The sequence below is a fragment of the Pseudomonas sp. F220 genome (assembly GCF_057813935.1).
Map to the genome: position 1 here is coordinate 243720 of NZ_JBVASJ010000003.1, position 15084 is coordinate 258803.

Consider the following 15084-nt stretch of genomic DNA (forward strand, 5'->3'; position numbering starts at 1 on the left):
GCTTAATGCGAGCCTGAATGGCAGCGCTTGAGTCTTGCCTCCAGATTTCGGTCTGGCATGGCGTGGCTACGCAGGGCGTTGACGGTTTGCTCGACATAATCGCGAGTAGTGCCGTAGCGCCCGCAAGCGCTGGCGAATACCTGGCTCAGCACGCTATCCGGCAAGTTGCCGGCGTAGCTGGGCAGGTGCCGTTCCAGCACAAATCCCAAGGCTTGAACCTGACTTCCATCTTCGAGACGGCAGCTAAGCCAGTGGGGGCGATAGGACGGGAACGGCATCTCACGCTGCCAAAGTGCGTATAGCGAGGCTTCCAGCTGTTCTTCCGGCAGCCGATAGGCGAAGCCGCTGCACGAGCCGCCGCGATCCAGACCGAACACCAGCCCAGGCAACTCCGGGGTGCCACGGTGCTCGTGGGACCACAGATACAAGCCGCGATGATAGCCATGCACTCGCCCGCGCACCCGCTCGACCGCCGAGCATTCAGGACGCCAGATCAATGACCCGTAGGCAAATAACCAGACTGGCCCGCCTTTGTGCCGGGCCATGGTGGCTTGCATCGAGCTGAGCAATTGTTCGTGAGTCAGCTGCGCACCCAGATCGAGCCGCGGAGGGTAAGCCAGATTCAAAAAAGCAGATTCAATGGCTGTCATGGCGAATGATGTTCGGCCCCACAAGTATTACAAGATGTAAGTAAGATTAACGTAATAGAACATATAGCAGTAAACGTAAAACGAAAAGTGCTAAAGGACGTATGACCCTTCTATATCAAGGGCTACACCCATAAAAGAGCCAGATATATAGCCTAATACTCTTTTTGGAGTTCCTTAAATACCCGAATGAAATATGCATAAGCCTTGCTTCCATTCAGAATCAACGGTCACTTAACAAATCTTTCTGACGTATTCGTCTGATACCCTGCCGCCCCCTTCTTTGAATGCAGGCGTATAGCAGCCTCCACAGGCGCAAGCCGAATTGCCCAATAGAGGTCGCAAGATGAAAAACCTACGAATTAACTGTCTGCTGTTACTGGCGCTGGCCACCCCGGCGCTGGCAGTAGAAAACCCGACTCAAAAAGACCAAGGTTCCTGGTACCTGCAAACCAGTCTCTACACCAAGCACTATTCGCCAGACCCCGACCATAATAACAATCAGGACCTGATTGGCCTTGAACGCGATGAAGCGTCCGGCTGGTTGTTTGGTGCAGCGACTTTTCGTAACTCGTTCAGTCAACGCTCGTATTACGCCTACGCTGGCAAGCGCTACGAGAGTGCCAACTATCCGGTGTATATAAAGCTGACCGGTGGATTACTCCAGGGCTACAGCGGCGAGTACAAGGACAAGATTCCGCTCAACCACTTCGGCGTAGCGCCCGTGATCATTCCATCACTGGGCGCTCATTACGGCCCGGTCGCCGCCGAGCTGGTACTGCTCGGCTTCAACGCGGCCATGATCACCGCCGGCGTGCGTTTCTAGGCAGGGTCACTCGCTTGCGGCCGGGGCGCGTAGGCGAAGACGTCCGCGCGCATCTGGTGGGCGTCCATCCCGGCATTGACCAACGCATCCAGGGTGCCATAAACCATCGCCGGCGAACCGCTCGCATACACATGCAGGGATTTCAGGTCAGGGAAATCCTCGCAAACCGCCTCGTGCAACATGCCGCAGCGCCCTTCCCAACCGCACAGATCGCTGACGACCTTGTGCAGAAACAGGTTGGGCAGCTTCAGCCATTCATCCCAATGTTCGATCTGATAGAAGTCTTCCGGTCGCCGCACGCCCCAGTACAGGTGCACCGGATGCTTGAAGCCCTTGGCCCGACAATGTTCGATCAGGCTGTGGATCTGCCCCATGCCGGTACCCGCAGCCATCAACACCAGCGGACTGTCAGGCAACTCGGCCAAATGCGTATCGCCGAATGGCATTTCGATCCGCACCATGCGATTGCGCTGCAACTGCTCGATCAAGCCAAGTGCACTGGCTTCGCGCGCCAGCACATGAATTTCCAGATCTCGCCCCGAGTGTGGTGCCGAGGCCAATGAGAAGGCAGATTTTTCGCCATTCTCACGCTCGATCAGCAGGTACTGCCCGGCGTGATAGCGCGGTGGCTTGCCCGCCGGTGCCCGCAGTCGAACCCGCCAGGTATCACCGCCAACGTCTACGCACTCAGTGACCTGACACGACACACTGCTCACCGGCAGCTCTCCCAGCGCAAGGACGCCATCCCACAGCACGATGCAGTCTTCCAGCGGCTCTGCTATGCAAGTGTAGAACTCGCCGTGGTCGCGTACATCACCTGACTGCTCGACCCGACCTTCGACCAGCAGCGCGCCACACACGTGGCAATTACCATTGCGACAGCTCTGCGGGCATTCGTAGCCCAAGCGCCGTGCTCCATCGAGAATCCGCTCGCCGGGCACTATCTCAAGCACTGCTCCGGACGGCTGCAAGGTTACACGCATCAATCTATTCCTAACTGATTCCAGATGGCATCGACCCGGCGGGTGACCGCCTCATCCTTGACGATAACCCGGCCCCACTCGCGGGTGGTTTCACCAGGCCATTTATGCGTGGCATCGAGCCCCATCTTCGACCCCAGGCCTGAGATCGGCGAGGCGAAGTCGAGGTAGTCGATCGGCGTGTTGTCGATCATCACCGTGTCGCGCTTGGGGTCCATGCGCGTGGTGATGGCCCAGATCACGTCGTTCCAGTCGCGTGCGTTGATATCGTCGTCAGTGACGATAACGAATTTGGTGTACATGAACTGTCGCAAAAACGACCAGACACCGAGCATTACCCGCTTCGCATGGCCCGGGTACTGCTTCTTCATGGTCACGATGGCCATGCGGTACGAACAACCTTCGGGCGGCAGGTAGAAGTCGGTGATCTCGGGGAACTGCTTCTGCAGGATCGGCACGAACACTTCGTTCAAGGCCACGCCGAGAATCGCCGGCTCATCGGGCGGGCGACCCGTGTAGGTGCTGTGGTAGATCGGCTTGATTCGGTGGGTGATGCGCTCGACAGTGAACACCGGGAAGCTGTCGACTTCGTTGTAGTAGCCGGTGTGGTCGCCATATGGACCTTCGTCGGCCATCTCGCCCGGGTGGATCACGCCTTCAAGGATAATCTCGGCGGTCGCCGGGACTTGTAGGTCGTTGCCACGGCACTTCACCAGCTCAGTACGGTTGCCGCGCAGCAAACCTGCGAAAGCGTACTCGGAGAGGCTGTCCGGCACCGGCGTGACCGCACCGAGAATGGTCGCAGGATCCGCACCCAGCGCTACAGAAACCGGGAACGGCTGGCCCGGATGCTTCTCGCACCACTCACGGTAGTCCAGCGCGCCACCACGATGGCTCAACCAGCGCATGATGACTTTATTGCGGCCAATGACCTGTTGGCGGTAGATGCCAAGGTTCTGCCGGTCCTTGTTCGGGCCTTTGGTAACCGTCAGGCCCCACGTGATCAGTGGGCCGACATCGCCAGGCCAGCAGGTCTGCACCGGCAACATGGCCAGATCGACGTCATCACCTTCGATGACCACTTCCTGACAGACCGCGTCTTTGACGACTTTCGGCGCCATTGCAATGATCTTGCGGAAGATCGGCAGCTTCGACCAGGCGTCCTTCAAACCTTTCGGCGGCTCTGGCTCTTTCAGGAAGGCCAGCAGTTTGCCGATTTCCCGCAGTTCGCTGACCGCTTCGGCGCCCATGCCCAAGGCAACGCGCTCCGGCGTACCGAACAGGTTGCCAAGTACCGGAATGTCATAACCCGTCGGGTTTTCGAAGAGCAGGGCCGGGCCTTTGGCGCGCAAGGTGCGGTCGCAGACCTCGGTCATTTCCAGCACTGGGGACACCGGAACCTGGATGCGCTTAAGTTCGCCGCGCTTTTCCAGGCCGCTGATAAAGTCGCGCAAGTCGCGATACTGCATGCGTGAGCCTCGTTTTGGCCGTGGCGTTCGGGGGCATGAGTTTAGCGCCGAACCCACCTGTTCAGAATAGTGACCTGCCAGATCATCAATGGTCAGATAGCAAAAAGCCGGGTTTCCCCGGCTTTTGCTTGCCTGATCGATTTACTTGCGTTTCATCGACAGGAAGAACTCATCGTTGGTCTTGGTCTGTTTCAACTTGTCGACCAGGAACTCGATGGCCGCGACTTCGTCCATCGGGTGCAGCAGCTTGCGCAGGATCCACATGCGCTGCAACTCGTCGTCAGCGGTCAGCAACTCTTCACGGCGGGTGCCGGAACGGTTGATATTGATCGCCGGGAAGACGCGTTTTTCAGCGATCTTGCGATCCAGAGGCAGTTCCATGTTGCCGGTGCCTTTGAATTCTTCGTAGATCACTTCGTCCATCTTCGAGCCGGTTTCAACCAGCGCGGTGGCGATGATGGTCAGCGAGCCGCCTTCTTCGATGTTTCGCGCAGCGCCGAAGAAACGTTTCGGTTTCTCCAGGGCATGAGCATCGACACCACCGGTGAGGACCTTGCCGGAGCTCGGGATCACGGTGTTGTAGGCACGAGCCAGACGGGTAATGGAATCGAGCAGGATCACCACGTCTTTCTTGTGTTCGACCAAGCGCTTGGCCTTCTCGATCACCATTTCGGCAACCTGCACGTGGCGGGTTGGCGGCTCGTCGAACGTCGAGGCAACCACTTCGCCGCGCACGGTGCGCTGCATTTCGGTTACTTCTTCCGGACGCTCGTCGATCAGCAGAACGATCAGATGAACTTCCGGGTTGTTCCGGGCGATGTTCGCTGCGATGTTTTGCAGCATGATCGTTTTACCGGCTTTCGGCGGAGCGACGATCAGGCCACGCTGGCCTTTACCGATTGGTGCACACAGATCGATCACGCGGCCGGTGAGGTCTTCAGTGGAACCGTTGCCGGCTTCCATCTTCATCCGCACAGTCGGGAACAGCGGGGTCAGGTTCTCGAAGAGAATCTTGTTTTTCGCGTTCTCTGGACGATCGTAGTTGATCGTATCGACCTTCAGCAGGGCGAAATAACGCTCGCCTTCCTTCGGAGGGCGAATTTTGCCAACGATGGTGTCACCGGTGCGCAAGTTGAAGCGACGGATCTGGCTCGGCGAGACGTAGATATCGTCTGGGCCGGCGAGATAGGAAGCGTCTGCAGAGCGGAGGAAGCCGAAGCCGTCCTGGAGAATCTCCAGCACGCCATCACCGGAGATTTCCTCGCCGCTTTTAGCGTGCTTTTTGAGCAGGGAGAAAATCACGTCCTGCTTGCGCGAACGGGCCATATTTTCTATGCCCATCTGTTCGGCCAATTCGAGCAGTTCGGTAATCGGCTTTTGCTTGAGTTCAGTCAGATTCATATAGGAATGACGTAATCATTTATGGAGGGGGGGAAATTAAGCTTTTGGCTTAATGAGGCCGCGCCGCAGAGAAGGCGACAGGATCGCGTACTAATCGAAAAGGAGAGCGTCGGCGACGGCTTGCAGGGGGCAATGGAGAAACCAGTGCGGGGCCGAATGTACCACCTGTGTTTCAGAGCGTCTAGCCCTGAATCATGAAAAAGCCCCGCAATTTGCGGGGCTTTTTTACGACGATTAGATATTGGCGTCGAGGAATGCAGCAAGCTGCGACTTCGACAGCGCACCGACCTTGGTGGCTTCGACGTTGCCGTTCTTGAACAGCATCAACGTCGGGATACCACGCACGCCATGCTTGGCCGGAGTTTCCTGGTTTTCGTCGATGTTCAGCTTGGCGACGGTCAGTTTGCCGGCGTAGGTGCCAGCGATTTCGTCCAGAACCGGGGCGATCATTTTGCAAGGGCCGCACCATTCAGCCCAGTAGTCAACGAGCACAGGGCCAGCAGCCTGAAGTACTTCTGCTTCGAAGGTAGCGTCGGTGACGTGCTTGATAAGATCGCTGCTCATGGATGTCTCCGGGATTGTAAGCAAAAAAAAACGTTGCCCATCATAGCCGCCCTTCCCCCGTTCAGGAAGCCGAAGGTGATTGACTCTCACTATGGTGACGCATGAGTTTGGGTATAGCTCAACTCAGGACGTCGTGGGAGTCACGATGGCAATCCCGGTGCGCAGGGCGGCGTTACGCACGTGTTCCTGCATGGCCTTTTGCGCGGCACCAGATGCACGACGAGCCAATGCACGCAGGATTTTTCGGTGTTCCTGCCAGGTTTCCATGGCGCGTTCGGGCCGGATGAACGGTAACTTCTGACTTTCCAGAAAGATCTCGGCGCTGGTACTGAGAATGCTCAGCATCGCCTGATTGCCGCTGGCCAGCAGGATTCGCTGGTGAAACTCGAAATCCAGCCGCGCCGCTGCGTCGAAATCTTCAGCACGCAGCTCGTTGCGCATGGCCTCGACATTGTCCTCCAGAGCATCCAGTTCATCCGCCGTCAGCGTCACCGCCGCCAAACCAGCCGCAAAACCTTCCAGGGCATAGCGCAACTGGAAGATATCCACAGGCGATGCCTGGGCCGCGAAGGGCCAGGACAAACCCGACTCGCTGCGAGGCAAGTCAATGAGCGACTGCACGAACACACCTTTTCCCGGCTGCACACTGATCACCCCCAACGCGCTCAAGGACGACAAGGCCTCACGCAACGAGGCCCGGCTAACACCCAGTCGCAACGCCAGATCCCGCTGTGAGGGCAGCATATCCCCCGGCCCGAAGCCTTGTTCGAGAATCAGTTTTCGAATGGCTTGCAGGGCCACTTCGGGTACGGCTCGGGAGATCGAATTCATGTTTTTTTCAGAGAGATCTGGCCAGTGACCGGCTAGTTGTAAAGCTATTGGCGACTCACGGCAAGTCATGCCCCAAGCGGGTTCAGGCCTGCCGGACGACGCTCGATAACGGGGCAAAAAGCGCTTCAACTGTTCAGACCAGTAAGACCGATAGAGCCCAGACAAACCCGGCTCGCCAGCACATTTCGAGGCGGCTGGCATGGGCTGTGCAGTGTCTGAACGCAGAAATCACTTCCCTGAATTCGGAGAATTGCCATGACCCAGCGTTGCAGCGCCCTGCTCACTGCCCTGTTTGCCAGCCTGATGCTGAGTCAGGTGCCCGCCCATGCCGACGGTCTGGAAGATGTCGTCAAACGCGGCACCCTCAAGGTCGCCGTGCCGCAGGACTTCCCGCCCTTCGGCTCGGTCGGGCCGGACATGAAGCCCCGCGGCCTGGACATCGACACCGCTGCGCTGCTGGCCGAGCAGCTCAAGGTCAAACTCGAACTGACCCCGGTCAATAGCACCAACCGGATTCCGTTCCTGACGACCGGCAAGGTCGACCTGGTGATTTCCAGCCTCGGCAAAAACCCTGAGCGCGAAAAAGTCATCGACTTCTCCCACGCCTACGCGCCCTTCTATCTCGCGGTGTTCGGCCCGCCCGATGCGGCTATCGGCACCCTGGACGACCTGAGAGGCAAAACCATCAGCGTCACCCGTGGCGCCATCGAAGACATCGAACTGACCGCCGTGGCCCCACAAGGTGTGACCATCAAGCGCTTCGAAGACAACAACTCGACCATCGCCGCCTACCTGGCCGGCCAGGTTGACCTGATTGCCAGCGGCAACGTGGTGATGGTCACCATCAGCGAACGCAACCCGAAGCGTATTCCAGCCCTGAAGGTGAAACTCAAGGACTCGCCGGTCTACGTCGGCGTGAACAAGAACGAGCCGGCGCTGCTGGAGAAGGTGAATCAGATTCTGGCCACGGCGAAAACCGACGGCAGTCTGGAAAAAAACTCTCAGAGGTGGCTCAAGCAGCCGCTACCGGCTGATCTCTGATCGCTGTCACGGAGGTTAGCCATGGCTTATCAGTTCAACTTTTTACCGGTACTGGAAAACACCGGGCTGCTGCTGCGTGGAGCGCTGTTCACCCTTGAGCTGACGGCCATTGGCGCGATGCTTGGAGTCAGCCTGGGGATCGTCGGCGCAGTGGTTCGAGCCTGGCAGATCAAACCGTTCGCAGCGATATTCGGGGTGTATGTCGAGTTGATCCGCAACACGCCGTTTCTGGTGCAGCTGTTTTTCATCTTCTTTGGTCTGCCATCACTCGGCGTGCAGATTTCCGAATGGCAGGCCGCCGTGCTGGCGATGGTGATTAACCTGGGCGCCTACTCCACGGAAATCATTCGCGCGGGCATTCAAGCGATCCCGCGCGGCCAGCTTGAAGCGTCGGCGGCTTTGGCGATGACTCGTTTCGAGGCTTTTCGTCACGTCGTGCTGCTACCGGCGCTGGGCAAGGTCTGGCCGGCGCTAAGCAGCCAAATCATCATCGTCATGCTCGGCTCGGCGGTGTGTTCGCAGATCGCCACCGAGGAACTGAGCTTTGCCGCCAACTTCATTCAATCGCGCAACTTTCGCGCCTTCGAAACCTACACCCTGACCACGCTGGTTTACCTGTGCATGGCGCTGATGATTCGCCAATTGCTGAACTGGATCGGCCGCCGGTATATAGCAAGAAGCAGCGCGAGGAACAGCCAATGAGCGAGTTCACGTTCCTGGACATCGTGCGCAACCTGCTCACCGGCCTGCAGTGGACCCTGGCACTGTCGTTGGTGGCATTCATCGGTGGCGGACTGATCGGCTTGCTGGTCATGACGCTGCGAATCTCCAGCAAGGCTTTCCCCAGTGCATTCGCCCGCACGTACATCGAACTGTTCCAGGGCACGCCGCTGTTGATGCAGTTGTTTCTGGTGTTCTTTGGCGTGGCGCTGCCGGGGCTGGATATCTCGCCGTGGCTGGCAGCAGCGATTGCCCTGACGCTGTTCACCAGCGCCTATCTGGCGGAGATCTGGCGCGGCTGCGTCGAATCGATTCCCCATGGCCAGTGGGAAGCCTCATCGAGCCTGGCTCTGACGCCGCTTGAACAACTGCGCTACGTGATCCTGCCGCAAGCCTTGCGCATTGCCGTGGCACCAACGGTGGGCTTTTCGGTGCAAGTGGTCAAAGGCACTGCGGTGACCTCGATCATCGGTTTCACCGAACTGACCAAGACCGGCGGCATGCTCGCCAACGCTACCTTCGAGCCCTTCATGGTCTACGGCCTGGTGGCGCTCGGTTACTTCTTGCTCTGCTACCCCTTGTCCCTCAGTGCGCACTACTTGGAAAGGAGACTGCATGCCCCTGCTTAGAATTTCCGCCCTGCATAAATATTACGGCGACCACCATGTGCTCAAAGGCATCGACCTCAGTATCGAGGAAGGTCAGGTCGTTGCGATCATCGGCCGTAGCGGCTCGGGCAAAAGCACCCTGCTGCGGACCTTGAACGGACTGGAGTCGATCAACGACGGGGTGATTGAGGTCGACGGCGAATACCTGGACGCCGCTCGCGCCGATTTGCGCAGCTTGCGACAGAAGGTCGGGATGGTGTTTCAGCAGTTCAACCTGTTCCCGCACCTGACCGTCGGCGAAAACGTGATGCTCGCGCCGCAGGTGGTGCAGAAAGTGCCAAAGGCCAAGGCTGCCGACCTCGCGCGACAGATGCTTGAACGGGTCGGCCTCGGAGAAAAATTCGATGCGTTTCCAGACCGCCTGTCCGGTGGCCAGCAACAGCGCGTGGCGATTGCCCGGGCGCTGGCCATGTCACCCAAAGTGTTGCTCTGCGACGAGATCACCTCGGCTCTGGACCCGGAACTGGTCAACGAAGTGCTCAGCGTGGTCCGACAACTGGCCAAGGATGGCATGACACTGATCATGGTCACCCACGAAATGCGCTTCGCCCGTGAGGTGGGCGACAAGCTGGTGTTCATGCACCAGGGCAAGGTGCACGAGGTTGGGGATCCGAAGATTTTGTTCGCCAATCCCCAGACGGCGGAATTGGCGAACTTTATCGGGACAGTCGAACACGCGGTCTAAAGCTTCTGTGGTCCCTGCCAGTCGGCTTTCGCGGGCAAGGACTAGGCGTCCGCTATCCTGTAGAAGCAGAGGGGGGGGCGCCTAGTCCTTGCCCGCGATCGAGTGCGAAGCACTCGCAGGTTTAATCGACCTTTACAGTGAGCCACATCAAAAGATCGCAGCCTTCGACAGGTCCGCGTTGGCGTCAGCGGTTGATCGTGGCAGGATGACAAGGTTATCGACCGAGACCCTTTAACCATGCCGCAATCCCAAGCCATTAATCTTTCTCTGATCGCCGCTATCGACCTGGGCTCCAACAGCTTTCACATGGTCGTGGCCAAAACCCAGAACGGTGAAATCCGTATTCTGGAGCGGCTCGGCGAGAAGGTTCAGCTGGCCGCCGGGATCGACGAAGAGCGTCAGCTCACCGAAGAATCCATGCAGCGCGGGCTCGATTGCCTGAAGCGTTTCGCTCAACTGATCATCGGCATGCCCCCCGGTGCGGTGCGGATCGTGGGCACCAACGCCCTGCGCGAGGCGCGTAACCGTGGCGAATTTATCCGCCGCGCCGAAGAAATCCTCGGCCACCCGGTAGAAGTCATCTCCGGCCGTGAAGAAGCGCGCCTGATCTACCTCGGCGTTTCCCATACCCTCGCCGACACCCCTGGCAAACGCCTGGTAGCCGATATCGGCGGCGGCAGTACCGAATTCATCATCGGCCAGCGCTTCGAACCGCTGCTGCGTGAAAGCCTGCAAATGGGCTGCGTCAGTTATACCCAGCGCTATTTCCGCGACGGCAAGATCACCCCGGCCCGTTACGCCCAGGCTTACACTGCGGCGCGGCTAGAGATCATGAGCATCGAACACGCCCTGCATCGCCTGACCTGGGATGAAGCCATCGGCTCCTCGGGCACCATCCGCGCCATCGGTCTAGCCCTCAAGGCCGGCGGTCACGGTACTGGCGAGGTCAACGCCGATGGGCTGGCCTGGCTCAAACGCAGGCTTTTCAAGCTCGGCGACGTCGAGAAAATCGACTTCGACGGTATCAAACCGGATCGCCGGGCAATTTTCCCTGCCGGCATGGCAATTCTCGAAGCGATTTTCGATGCCCTCGAACTGCAACGCATGGACCACTGTGAAGGCGCTCTGCGCGAAGGCGTGCTCTATGACCTCCTGGGACGTCATCACCACGAAGACGTCCGTGAGCGCACCCTCAGCTCGCTGATGGAGCGTTACCACGTCGACCTGGAACAAGCGGCACGGGTTGAGCGCAAGGCACTGCATGCTTTCGATCAGGTGGCGACGGATTGGGACCTGGACGACGGAGTCTGGCGCGAACTGCTGGGCTGGGCGGCCAAAGTCCATGAAGTCGGGCTGGACATCGCCCACTACCAGTATCACAAGCACGGCGCCTACCTGATCGAGCACTCCGATCTGGCCGGCTTTTCTCGCGAAGACCAGCAAATGCTGGCGCTACTGGTCCGTGGCCACCGACGCAATATTCCCCGGGACAAGTTCGCCGAGTTTGGCGATGAAGGCATCAAGCTGATTCGCCTGTGCGTATTGTTGCGTTTTGCGATTCTGTTCCATCACATCCGCGGCACCCAAGAGATGCCACAAGTCACGCTGCTCGCCCACGGCGACAGTCTGGATGTGCTGTTCCCGGAAAACTGGCTGGACGAAAACCAGCTGACTCAGGCCGACTTCGCGCTGGAAGCGGAGTGGCTGACCCGAGTCGGCTTCGTGCTTAACGTGCGCTAATCAAAAGACTGCAAAATACCCCGTAGGAGATCCGGTCAGCTCTGAAAGATGTGTCGATACCCGTGTTCCCCGGACTGCCCTTAAGTAGGGCTATCCGGGAGAAAGCGTCCTGTCTCAGCGTACGCTAAGCACCGGGTTGCTCAGGCGCTCGAGCAGAGTGGCCTGGGCACTGCGAGGGTTCTGGTTGCCGGTCGGCGTGTTGCGAATGTAACGGCCGTCCGACTGCAGGCTCCAGCTGTGGGTGTTATCGGTGAGATAACTTTCCAGCTCTTTCTTGACCCGCAGAATCAGCTTCTTACCCTCGACCGGGAAGCAAGTCTCGACGCGCTTGTCGAGGTTGCGCTCCATCCAGTCGGCGCTGGACAGGAACATCTGCTCTTCGCCACCATTGAGGAAGTAGAACACCCGCGTGTGCTCAAGGAAGCGACCGATGATCGAGCGCACATGAATGTTGTGCGAAACCCCGGCAATACCCGGTCGCAGGCAGCACATGCCACGTATCACCAGATCGATACGCACCCCGGACTGACTGGCCTTGTACAGCGCGCGGATGATCTTGGGATCGGTCAGCGAGTTGAACTTGGCGATGATGTGCGCCGGTTTGCCGTCGAGGGCGAACTGGGTTTCCCGGGCAATCATGTCGAGCATGCCCTTCTTCAGGGTGAACGGCGCGTGCAGCAGCTTCTTCATGCGCAGGGTCTTGCCCATGCCGATCAACTGGCTAAACAGTTTGCCGACGTCTTCACATAGCGCGTCATCAGAGGTCAGCAGGCTGTAGTCGGTGTACAGACGGGCGTTGGCCGCGTGGTAGTTGCCGGTACCCAAGTGTGCGTAACGGACGATCTCCCCGGCTTCGCGACGCAGGATCAGCATCATCTTGGCGTGGGTCTTGAAGCCGACCACGCCATAGATCACCACCGCGCCGGCGGCTTGCAGGCGGCTGGCCAGCTGCAGGTTGGACTCTTCGTCGAAACGCGCACGCAATTCGATTACCGCAGTGACCTCCTTGCCGTTACGCGCGGCATCGACTAACGCATCGACGATCTCCGAGTTCGCGCCGCTGCGGTACAGGGTCTGACGGACCGCCAATACATGCGGATCCTTGGCGGCTTGACGCAGCAGGTCGACCACTGGAGTGAACGACTCGAATGGGTGCAGCAGCAGGATGTCCTGCTTGCTGATCACACTGAAAATGTTCTCGCTGTTCTGCAACAGCTTGGGAATCTGTGGCGTGAACGGCGTGTATTGCAGCTCTGGATGGCTGTCCAGACCGGTGATACTGAACAGGCGCGTCAAGTTGACCGGACCGTTAACCCGATACAACTCGGTCTCATGCAGGTTGAACTGCTTGAGCAGGTAGTCGGCCAGGTGTTTTGGGCAGGTGTCGGCCACTTCCAGACGCACCGCATCACCGTAGCGACGCGAGAACAACTCGCCACGCAGGGCGCGGGCAAGATCTTCTACATCTTCGGTATCGACCGCCAGGTCAGCGTTTCGGGTCAGACGGAACTGGTAGCAACCCTTGACCTTCATGCCCTGGAACAGGTCATCGGCGTGCGCATGGATCATCGACGACAGGAACACGTAGTTGTCGCCGGTACCGCCGACCTCTTCCGGAACCTTGATGACCCGCGGCAACAGACGCGGCGCAGGGATGATCGCCAGACCGGAATCGCGACCGAAGGCGTCGATACCCTCAAGCTCAACGATGAAGTTCAGGCTCTTGTTCACCAACAACGGGAACGGGTGCGTCGGATCAAGACCGATCGGCGTAATGATCGGCGCGATCTCGTCACGGAAATAGCGGCGTACCCAGGTCTTGAGTTTGGTGGTCCAGTAGCGGCGTCGAATGAAGCGGACCTGATGTTTCTCCAGCTCCGGCAACAGAATGTCGTTGAGGATCGCGTACTGGCGGTCGACGTGACCGTGTACCAGTTCGCTGATGCGCGCCAGCGCCTGATGCGGTTGCAGACCATCAGCACCGGCCTGTTCACGGGCGAAAGTGATCTGTTTCTTCAGACCGGCCACGCGAATCTCGAAGAACTCATCCAGGTTACTGGAGAAGATCAGCAGGAACTTCAGCCGTTCCAGCAACGGATAGGACTCATCCAGCGCCTGTTCCAGCACGCGGATGTTGAATTGCAGTTGCGACAGTTCGCGATGGATGTACAGGCTGCTGTCATCCAGGCTGGGAATCGCGATCGCCGGCACCGCTTGCTGCGGCTCGACCACTGCCGGCGACGGGGCTTCCAGCTCCGGCAGGGTTTCGACGACTTGCTCGACCACAGGTTGAGCGTCTTTTACTGCAACTTCAGTGAGTCCTTCGGTATTCATCACGTGTTCCTGGGAGGGCTATTTTTGCTCTCGTAACAATTGAGCAGCACGAACGGCAAAGTACGTCAGGATGCCATCAGCGCCTGCACGTTTGAAAGCGGTCAGGGATTCAAGAATAACCCCTTCGCTCAACCAGCCATTCTGGATCGCCGCCATGTGCATGGCGTACTCACCACTGACCTGATAGACAAAAGTCGGCACCTTGAATTCAGCTTTGACCCGAAAAAGAATATCCAGGTACGGCATGCCAGGCTTGACCATGACCATATCCGCGCCTTCTGACAAGTCGGCGGCCACTTCATGCAGGGCTTCGTTGCTGTTGGCCGGGTCCATTTGATAGGAAGACTTATTGGCCTTACCCAGGTTCAGCGCGGAGCCGACAGCATCACGGAACGGGCCGTAATAGGCGCTGGCGTACTTCGCCGAATAGGCCATGATCCGTACATTGACGTGATCGGCCAGTTCGAGGGCCTCGCGGATCGCCTGGATCCGACCGTCCATCATGTCCGATGGCGCGACCACCTGAGCACCGGCAGCAGCGTGGGATAGCGCTTGTTTGACCAGTGCATCGACAGTGATGTCGTTCTGCACATAACCTTCTTCATCGAGAATGCCATCCTGCCCGTGGGTGGTGAACGGGTCTAGCGCCACGTCAGTGATCACACCCAGTTCAGGGAAGCGCGCACGCAACGCGCGGGTCGCACGCTGGGCGATGCCATCCGGGTTCCAGGCTTCGGCGGCGTCGAGGGATTTGAGCTCAGGCGGCGTCACCGGAAACAGTGCCAACGCAGGGATCCCCAACTCGACCCACTTGGCGGCTTCTTCGAGCAGCAAGTCGATGGTCAGACGCTCGACACCCGGCATCGAAGCCACCGACTCGCGACGGTTTTCACCGTCCAGCACAAAAACTGGAAGGATCAGGTCATCAACAGTCAGAACGTTTTCACGAACCAGGCGACGCGAAAAATCATCACGACGGTTGCGACGCAGGCGGGTAGCAGGAAACAAACGATTGGCAGGGGTGAAGCTCACGACAGACTCCTGAGCCCGCGCTGGCGGACGAGTGTGACAGTTATAAGCGGTCATTATGACGAACGAATGACAGTTGTGCTTACCCCTGTGACTGGTAGCCGCAGCCATTGTCCTTGTAGGAAATGTTCACGTCGAGACACATTTCG

At 58.6% G+C, this 15084-nt stretch carries 14 protein-coding genes; 6 read left to right on the top strand and 8 right to left on the bottom strand.

The features are described 5' to 3' along the window. Positions 1-2 precede the first annotated feature (2 nt). Complete coding sequence (locus ACZYSM_RS04705; protein WP_489069337.1) at positions 3-650, bottom strand: gamma-glutamylcyclotransferase; 648 nt, start codon at positions 648-650, stop codon at positions 3-5. A 343-nt stretch (positions 651-993) separates the two neighbouring features. Here ACZYSM_RS04705 and ACZYSM_RS04710 point away from each other — a divergent pair, with 343 nt between their 5' ends. Continuing rightward, positions 994-1473 (top strand): sn-glycerol-3-phosphate transporter, encoded by a 480-nt coding sequence (locus tag ACZYSM_RS04710; protein ID WP_489069339.1) that lies wholly within the window; start codon positions 994-996, stop codon positions 1471-1473. Here the strand turns inward: ACZYSM_RS04710 and ACZYSM_RS04715 are convergent. The 5 genes from ACZYSM_RS04715 to ACZYSM_RS04735 form a co-directional block, all read right to left on the bottom strand. Further along, a complete protein-coding gene (locus ACZYSM_RS04715; RefSeq protein WP_489069341.1) occupies positions 1470-2456 on the bottom strand; it encodes a CDP-6-deoxy-delta-3,4-glucoseen reductase in 987 nt (328 codons plus the stop codon). The genes ACZYSM_RS04710 and ACZYSM_RS04715 overlap by 4 nt on opposite strands. After that, entirely contained in the window at positions 2456-3922 is a 1467-nt protein-coding gene (gene ubiD, locus ACZYSM_RS04720; RefSeq protein WP_489069343.1) for a 4-hydroxy-3-polyprenylbenzoate decarboxylase, read from the bottom strand. The genes ACZYSM_RS04715 and ubiD overlap by 1 nt, the downstream gene beginning before the upstream one ends. A 141-nt stretch (positions 3923-4063) precedes the next feature. Then, a complete protein-coding gene (gene rho, locus ACZYSM_RS04725) occupies positions 4064-5323 on the bottom strand; it encodes a transcription termination factor Rho (RefSeq protein WP_019694195.1) in 1260 nt (419 codons plus the stop codon). A 234-nt stretch (positions 5324-5557) separates the two neighbouring features. Then, a complete protein-coding gene (gene trxA, locus ACZYSM_RS04730) occupies positions 5558-5887 on the bottom strand; it encodes a thioredoxin TrxA (RefSeq protein ID WP_064680366.1) in 330 nt (109 codons plus the stop codon). Between the two features lie 123 nt (positions 5888-6010). Further along, positions 6011-6718, bottom strand: a complete 708-nt coding sequence (locus tag ACZYSM_RS04735) for a FadR/GntR family transcriptional regulator (protein WP_489069346.1) — start codon at positions 6716-6718, stop codon at positions 6011-6013. A gap of 255 nt (positions 6719-6973) precedes the next feature. Here ACZYSM_RS04735 and ACZYSM_RS04740 point away from each other — a divergent pair, with 255 nt between their 5' ends. The 5 genes from ACZYSM_RS04740 to ppx all read left to right on the top strand — a co-directional run bounded on the left by ACZYSM_RS04740 (position 6974) and on the right by ppx (position 11572). Then, on the top strand, positions 6974-7759 hold the full coding sequence (locus tag ACZYSM_RS04740) for a transporter substrate-binding domain-containing protein (protein ID WP_489069348.1): 786 nt from the start codon (positions 6974-6976) through the stop codon (positions 7757-7759). 21 nt (positions 7760-7780) lie between these two features. Then, positions 7781-8461 carry an amino acid ABC transporter permease gene (locus ACZYSM_RS04745; RefSeq protein WP_489069350.1) on the top strand — a complete coding sequence of 227 codons (681 nt, stop codon included), beginning with the start codon at positions 7781-7783 and terminating at the stop codon, positions 8459-8461. Beyond that, the gene (locus tag ACZYSM_RS04750) at positions 8458-9108 is read left to right on the top strand and encodes an amino acid ABC transporter permease (RefSeq protein ID WP_489069352.1); all 651 of its coding nucleotides are present in this window, start codon (positions 8458-8460) and stop codon (positions 9106-9108) included. The genes ACZYSM_RS04745 and ACZYSM_RS04750 overlap by 4 nt, the downstream gene beginning before the upstream one ends. Continuing rightward, on the top strand, positions 9095-9832 hold the full coding sequence (locus ACZYSM_RS04755; RefSeq protein WP_489069354.1) for an amino acid ABC transporter ATP-binding protein: 738 nt from the start codon (positions 9095-9097) through the stop codon (positions 9830-9832). Before ACZYSM_RS04750 ends, ACZYSM_RS04755 begins: the two co-directional genes overlap by 14 nt. Before the next feature lie 237 nt (positions 9833-10069). Further along, positions 10070-11572: an exopolyphosphatase gene (gene ppx / locus ACZYSM_RS04760; RefSeq protein ID WP_489069356.1), complete on the top strand. Its 1503-nt coding sequence runs from the start codon at positions 10070-10072 to the stop codon at positions 11570-11572. Between the two features lie 114 nt (positions 11573-11686). Here the strand turns inward: ppx and ppk1 are convergent, their stop codons facing one another. Together ppk1 and hemB are read right to left on the bottom strand one after the other, a co-directional pair. After that, complete coding sequence (gene ppk1, locus ACZYSM_RS04765) at positions 11687-13906, bottom strand: polyphosphate kinase 1 (protein ID WP_489069358.1); 2220 nt, start codon at positions 13904-13906, stop codon at positions 11687-11689. Positions 13907-13924: 18 nt separating this feature from the next. Continuing rightward, a complete protein-coding gene (gene hemB, locus ACZYSM_RS04770) occupies positions 13925-14938 on the bottom strand; it encodes a porphobilinogen synthase (protein WP_489069360.1) in 1014 nt (337 codons plus the stop codon). Positions 14939-15084 lie beyond the last annotated feature (146 nt).

What these genes read in the sequence shown, in the direction of transcription:
- ACZYSM_RS04705 (WP_489069337.1), bottom strand. Translation starts at nt 650, where the DNA reads ATGACAGCCATTGAATCTGCTTTTTTGAATCTGGCTTACCCTCCGCGG.
- ACZYSM_RS04710 (WP_489069339.1), top strand. Translation starts at nt 994, where the DNA reads ATGAAAAACCTACGAATTAACTGTCTGCTGTTACTGGCGCTGGCCACC.
- ACZYSM_RS04715 (WP_489069341.1), bottom strand. Translation starts at nt 2,456, where the DNA reads ATGCGTGTAACCTTGCAGCCGTCCGGAGCAGTGCTTGAGATAGTGCCC.
- ubiD (WP_489069343.1), bottom strand. Translation starts at nt 3,922, where the DNA reads ATGCAGTATCGCGACTTGCGCGACTTTATCAGCGGCCTGGAAAAGCGC.
- rho (WP_019694195.1), bottom strand. Translation starts at nt 5,323, where the DNA reads ATGAATCTGACTGAACTCAAGCAAAAGCCGATTACCGAACTGCTCGAA.
- trxA (WP_064680366.1), bottom strand. Translation starts at nt 5,887, where the DNA reads ATGAGCAGCGATCTTATCAAGCACGTCACCGACGCTACCTTCGAAGCA.
- ACZYSM_RS04735 (WP_489069346.1), bottom strand. Translation starts at nt 6,718, where the DNA reads ATGAATTCGATCTCCCGAGCCGTACCCGAAGTGGCCCTGCAAGCCATT.
- ACZYSM_RS04740 (WP_489069348.1), top strand. Translation starts at nt 6,974, where the DNA reads ATGACCCAGCGTTGCAGCGCCCTGCTCACTGCCCTGTTTGCCAGCCTG.
- ACZYSM_RS04745 (WP_489069350.1), top strand. Translation starts at nt 7,781, where the DNA reads ATGGCTTATCAGTTCAACTTTTTACCGGTACTGGAAAACACCGGGCTG.
- ACZYSM_RS04750 (WP_489069352.1), top strand. Translation starts at nt 8,458, where the DNA reads ATGAGCGAGTTCACGTTCCTGGACATCGTGCGCAACCTGCTCACCGGC.
- ACZYSM_RS04755 (WP_489069354.1), top strand. Translation starts at nt 9,095, where the DNA reads ATGCCCCTGCTTAGAATTTCCGCCCTGCATAAATATTACGGCGACCAC.
- ppx (WP_489069356.1), top strand. Translation starts at nt 10,070, where the DNA reads ATGCCGCAATCCCAAGCCATTAATCTTTCTCTGATCGCCGCTATCGAC.
- ppk1 (WP_489069358.1), bottom strand. Translation starts at nt 13,906, where the DNA reads ATGAATACCGAAGGACTCACTGAAGTTGCAGTAAAAGACGCTCAACCT.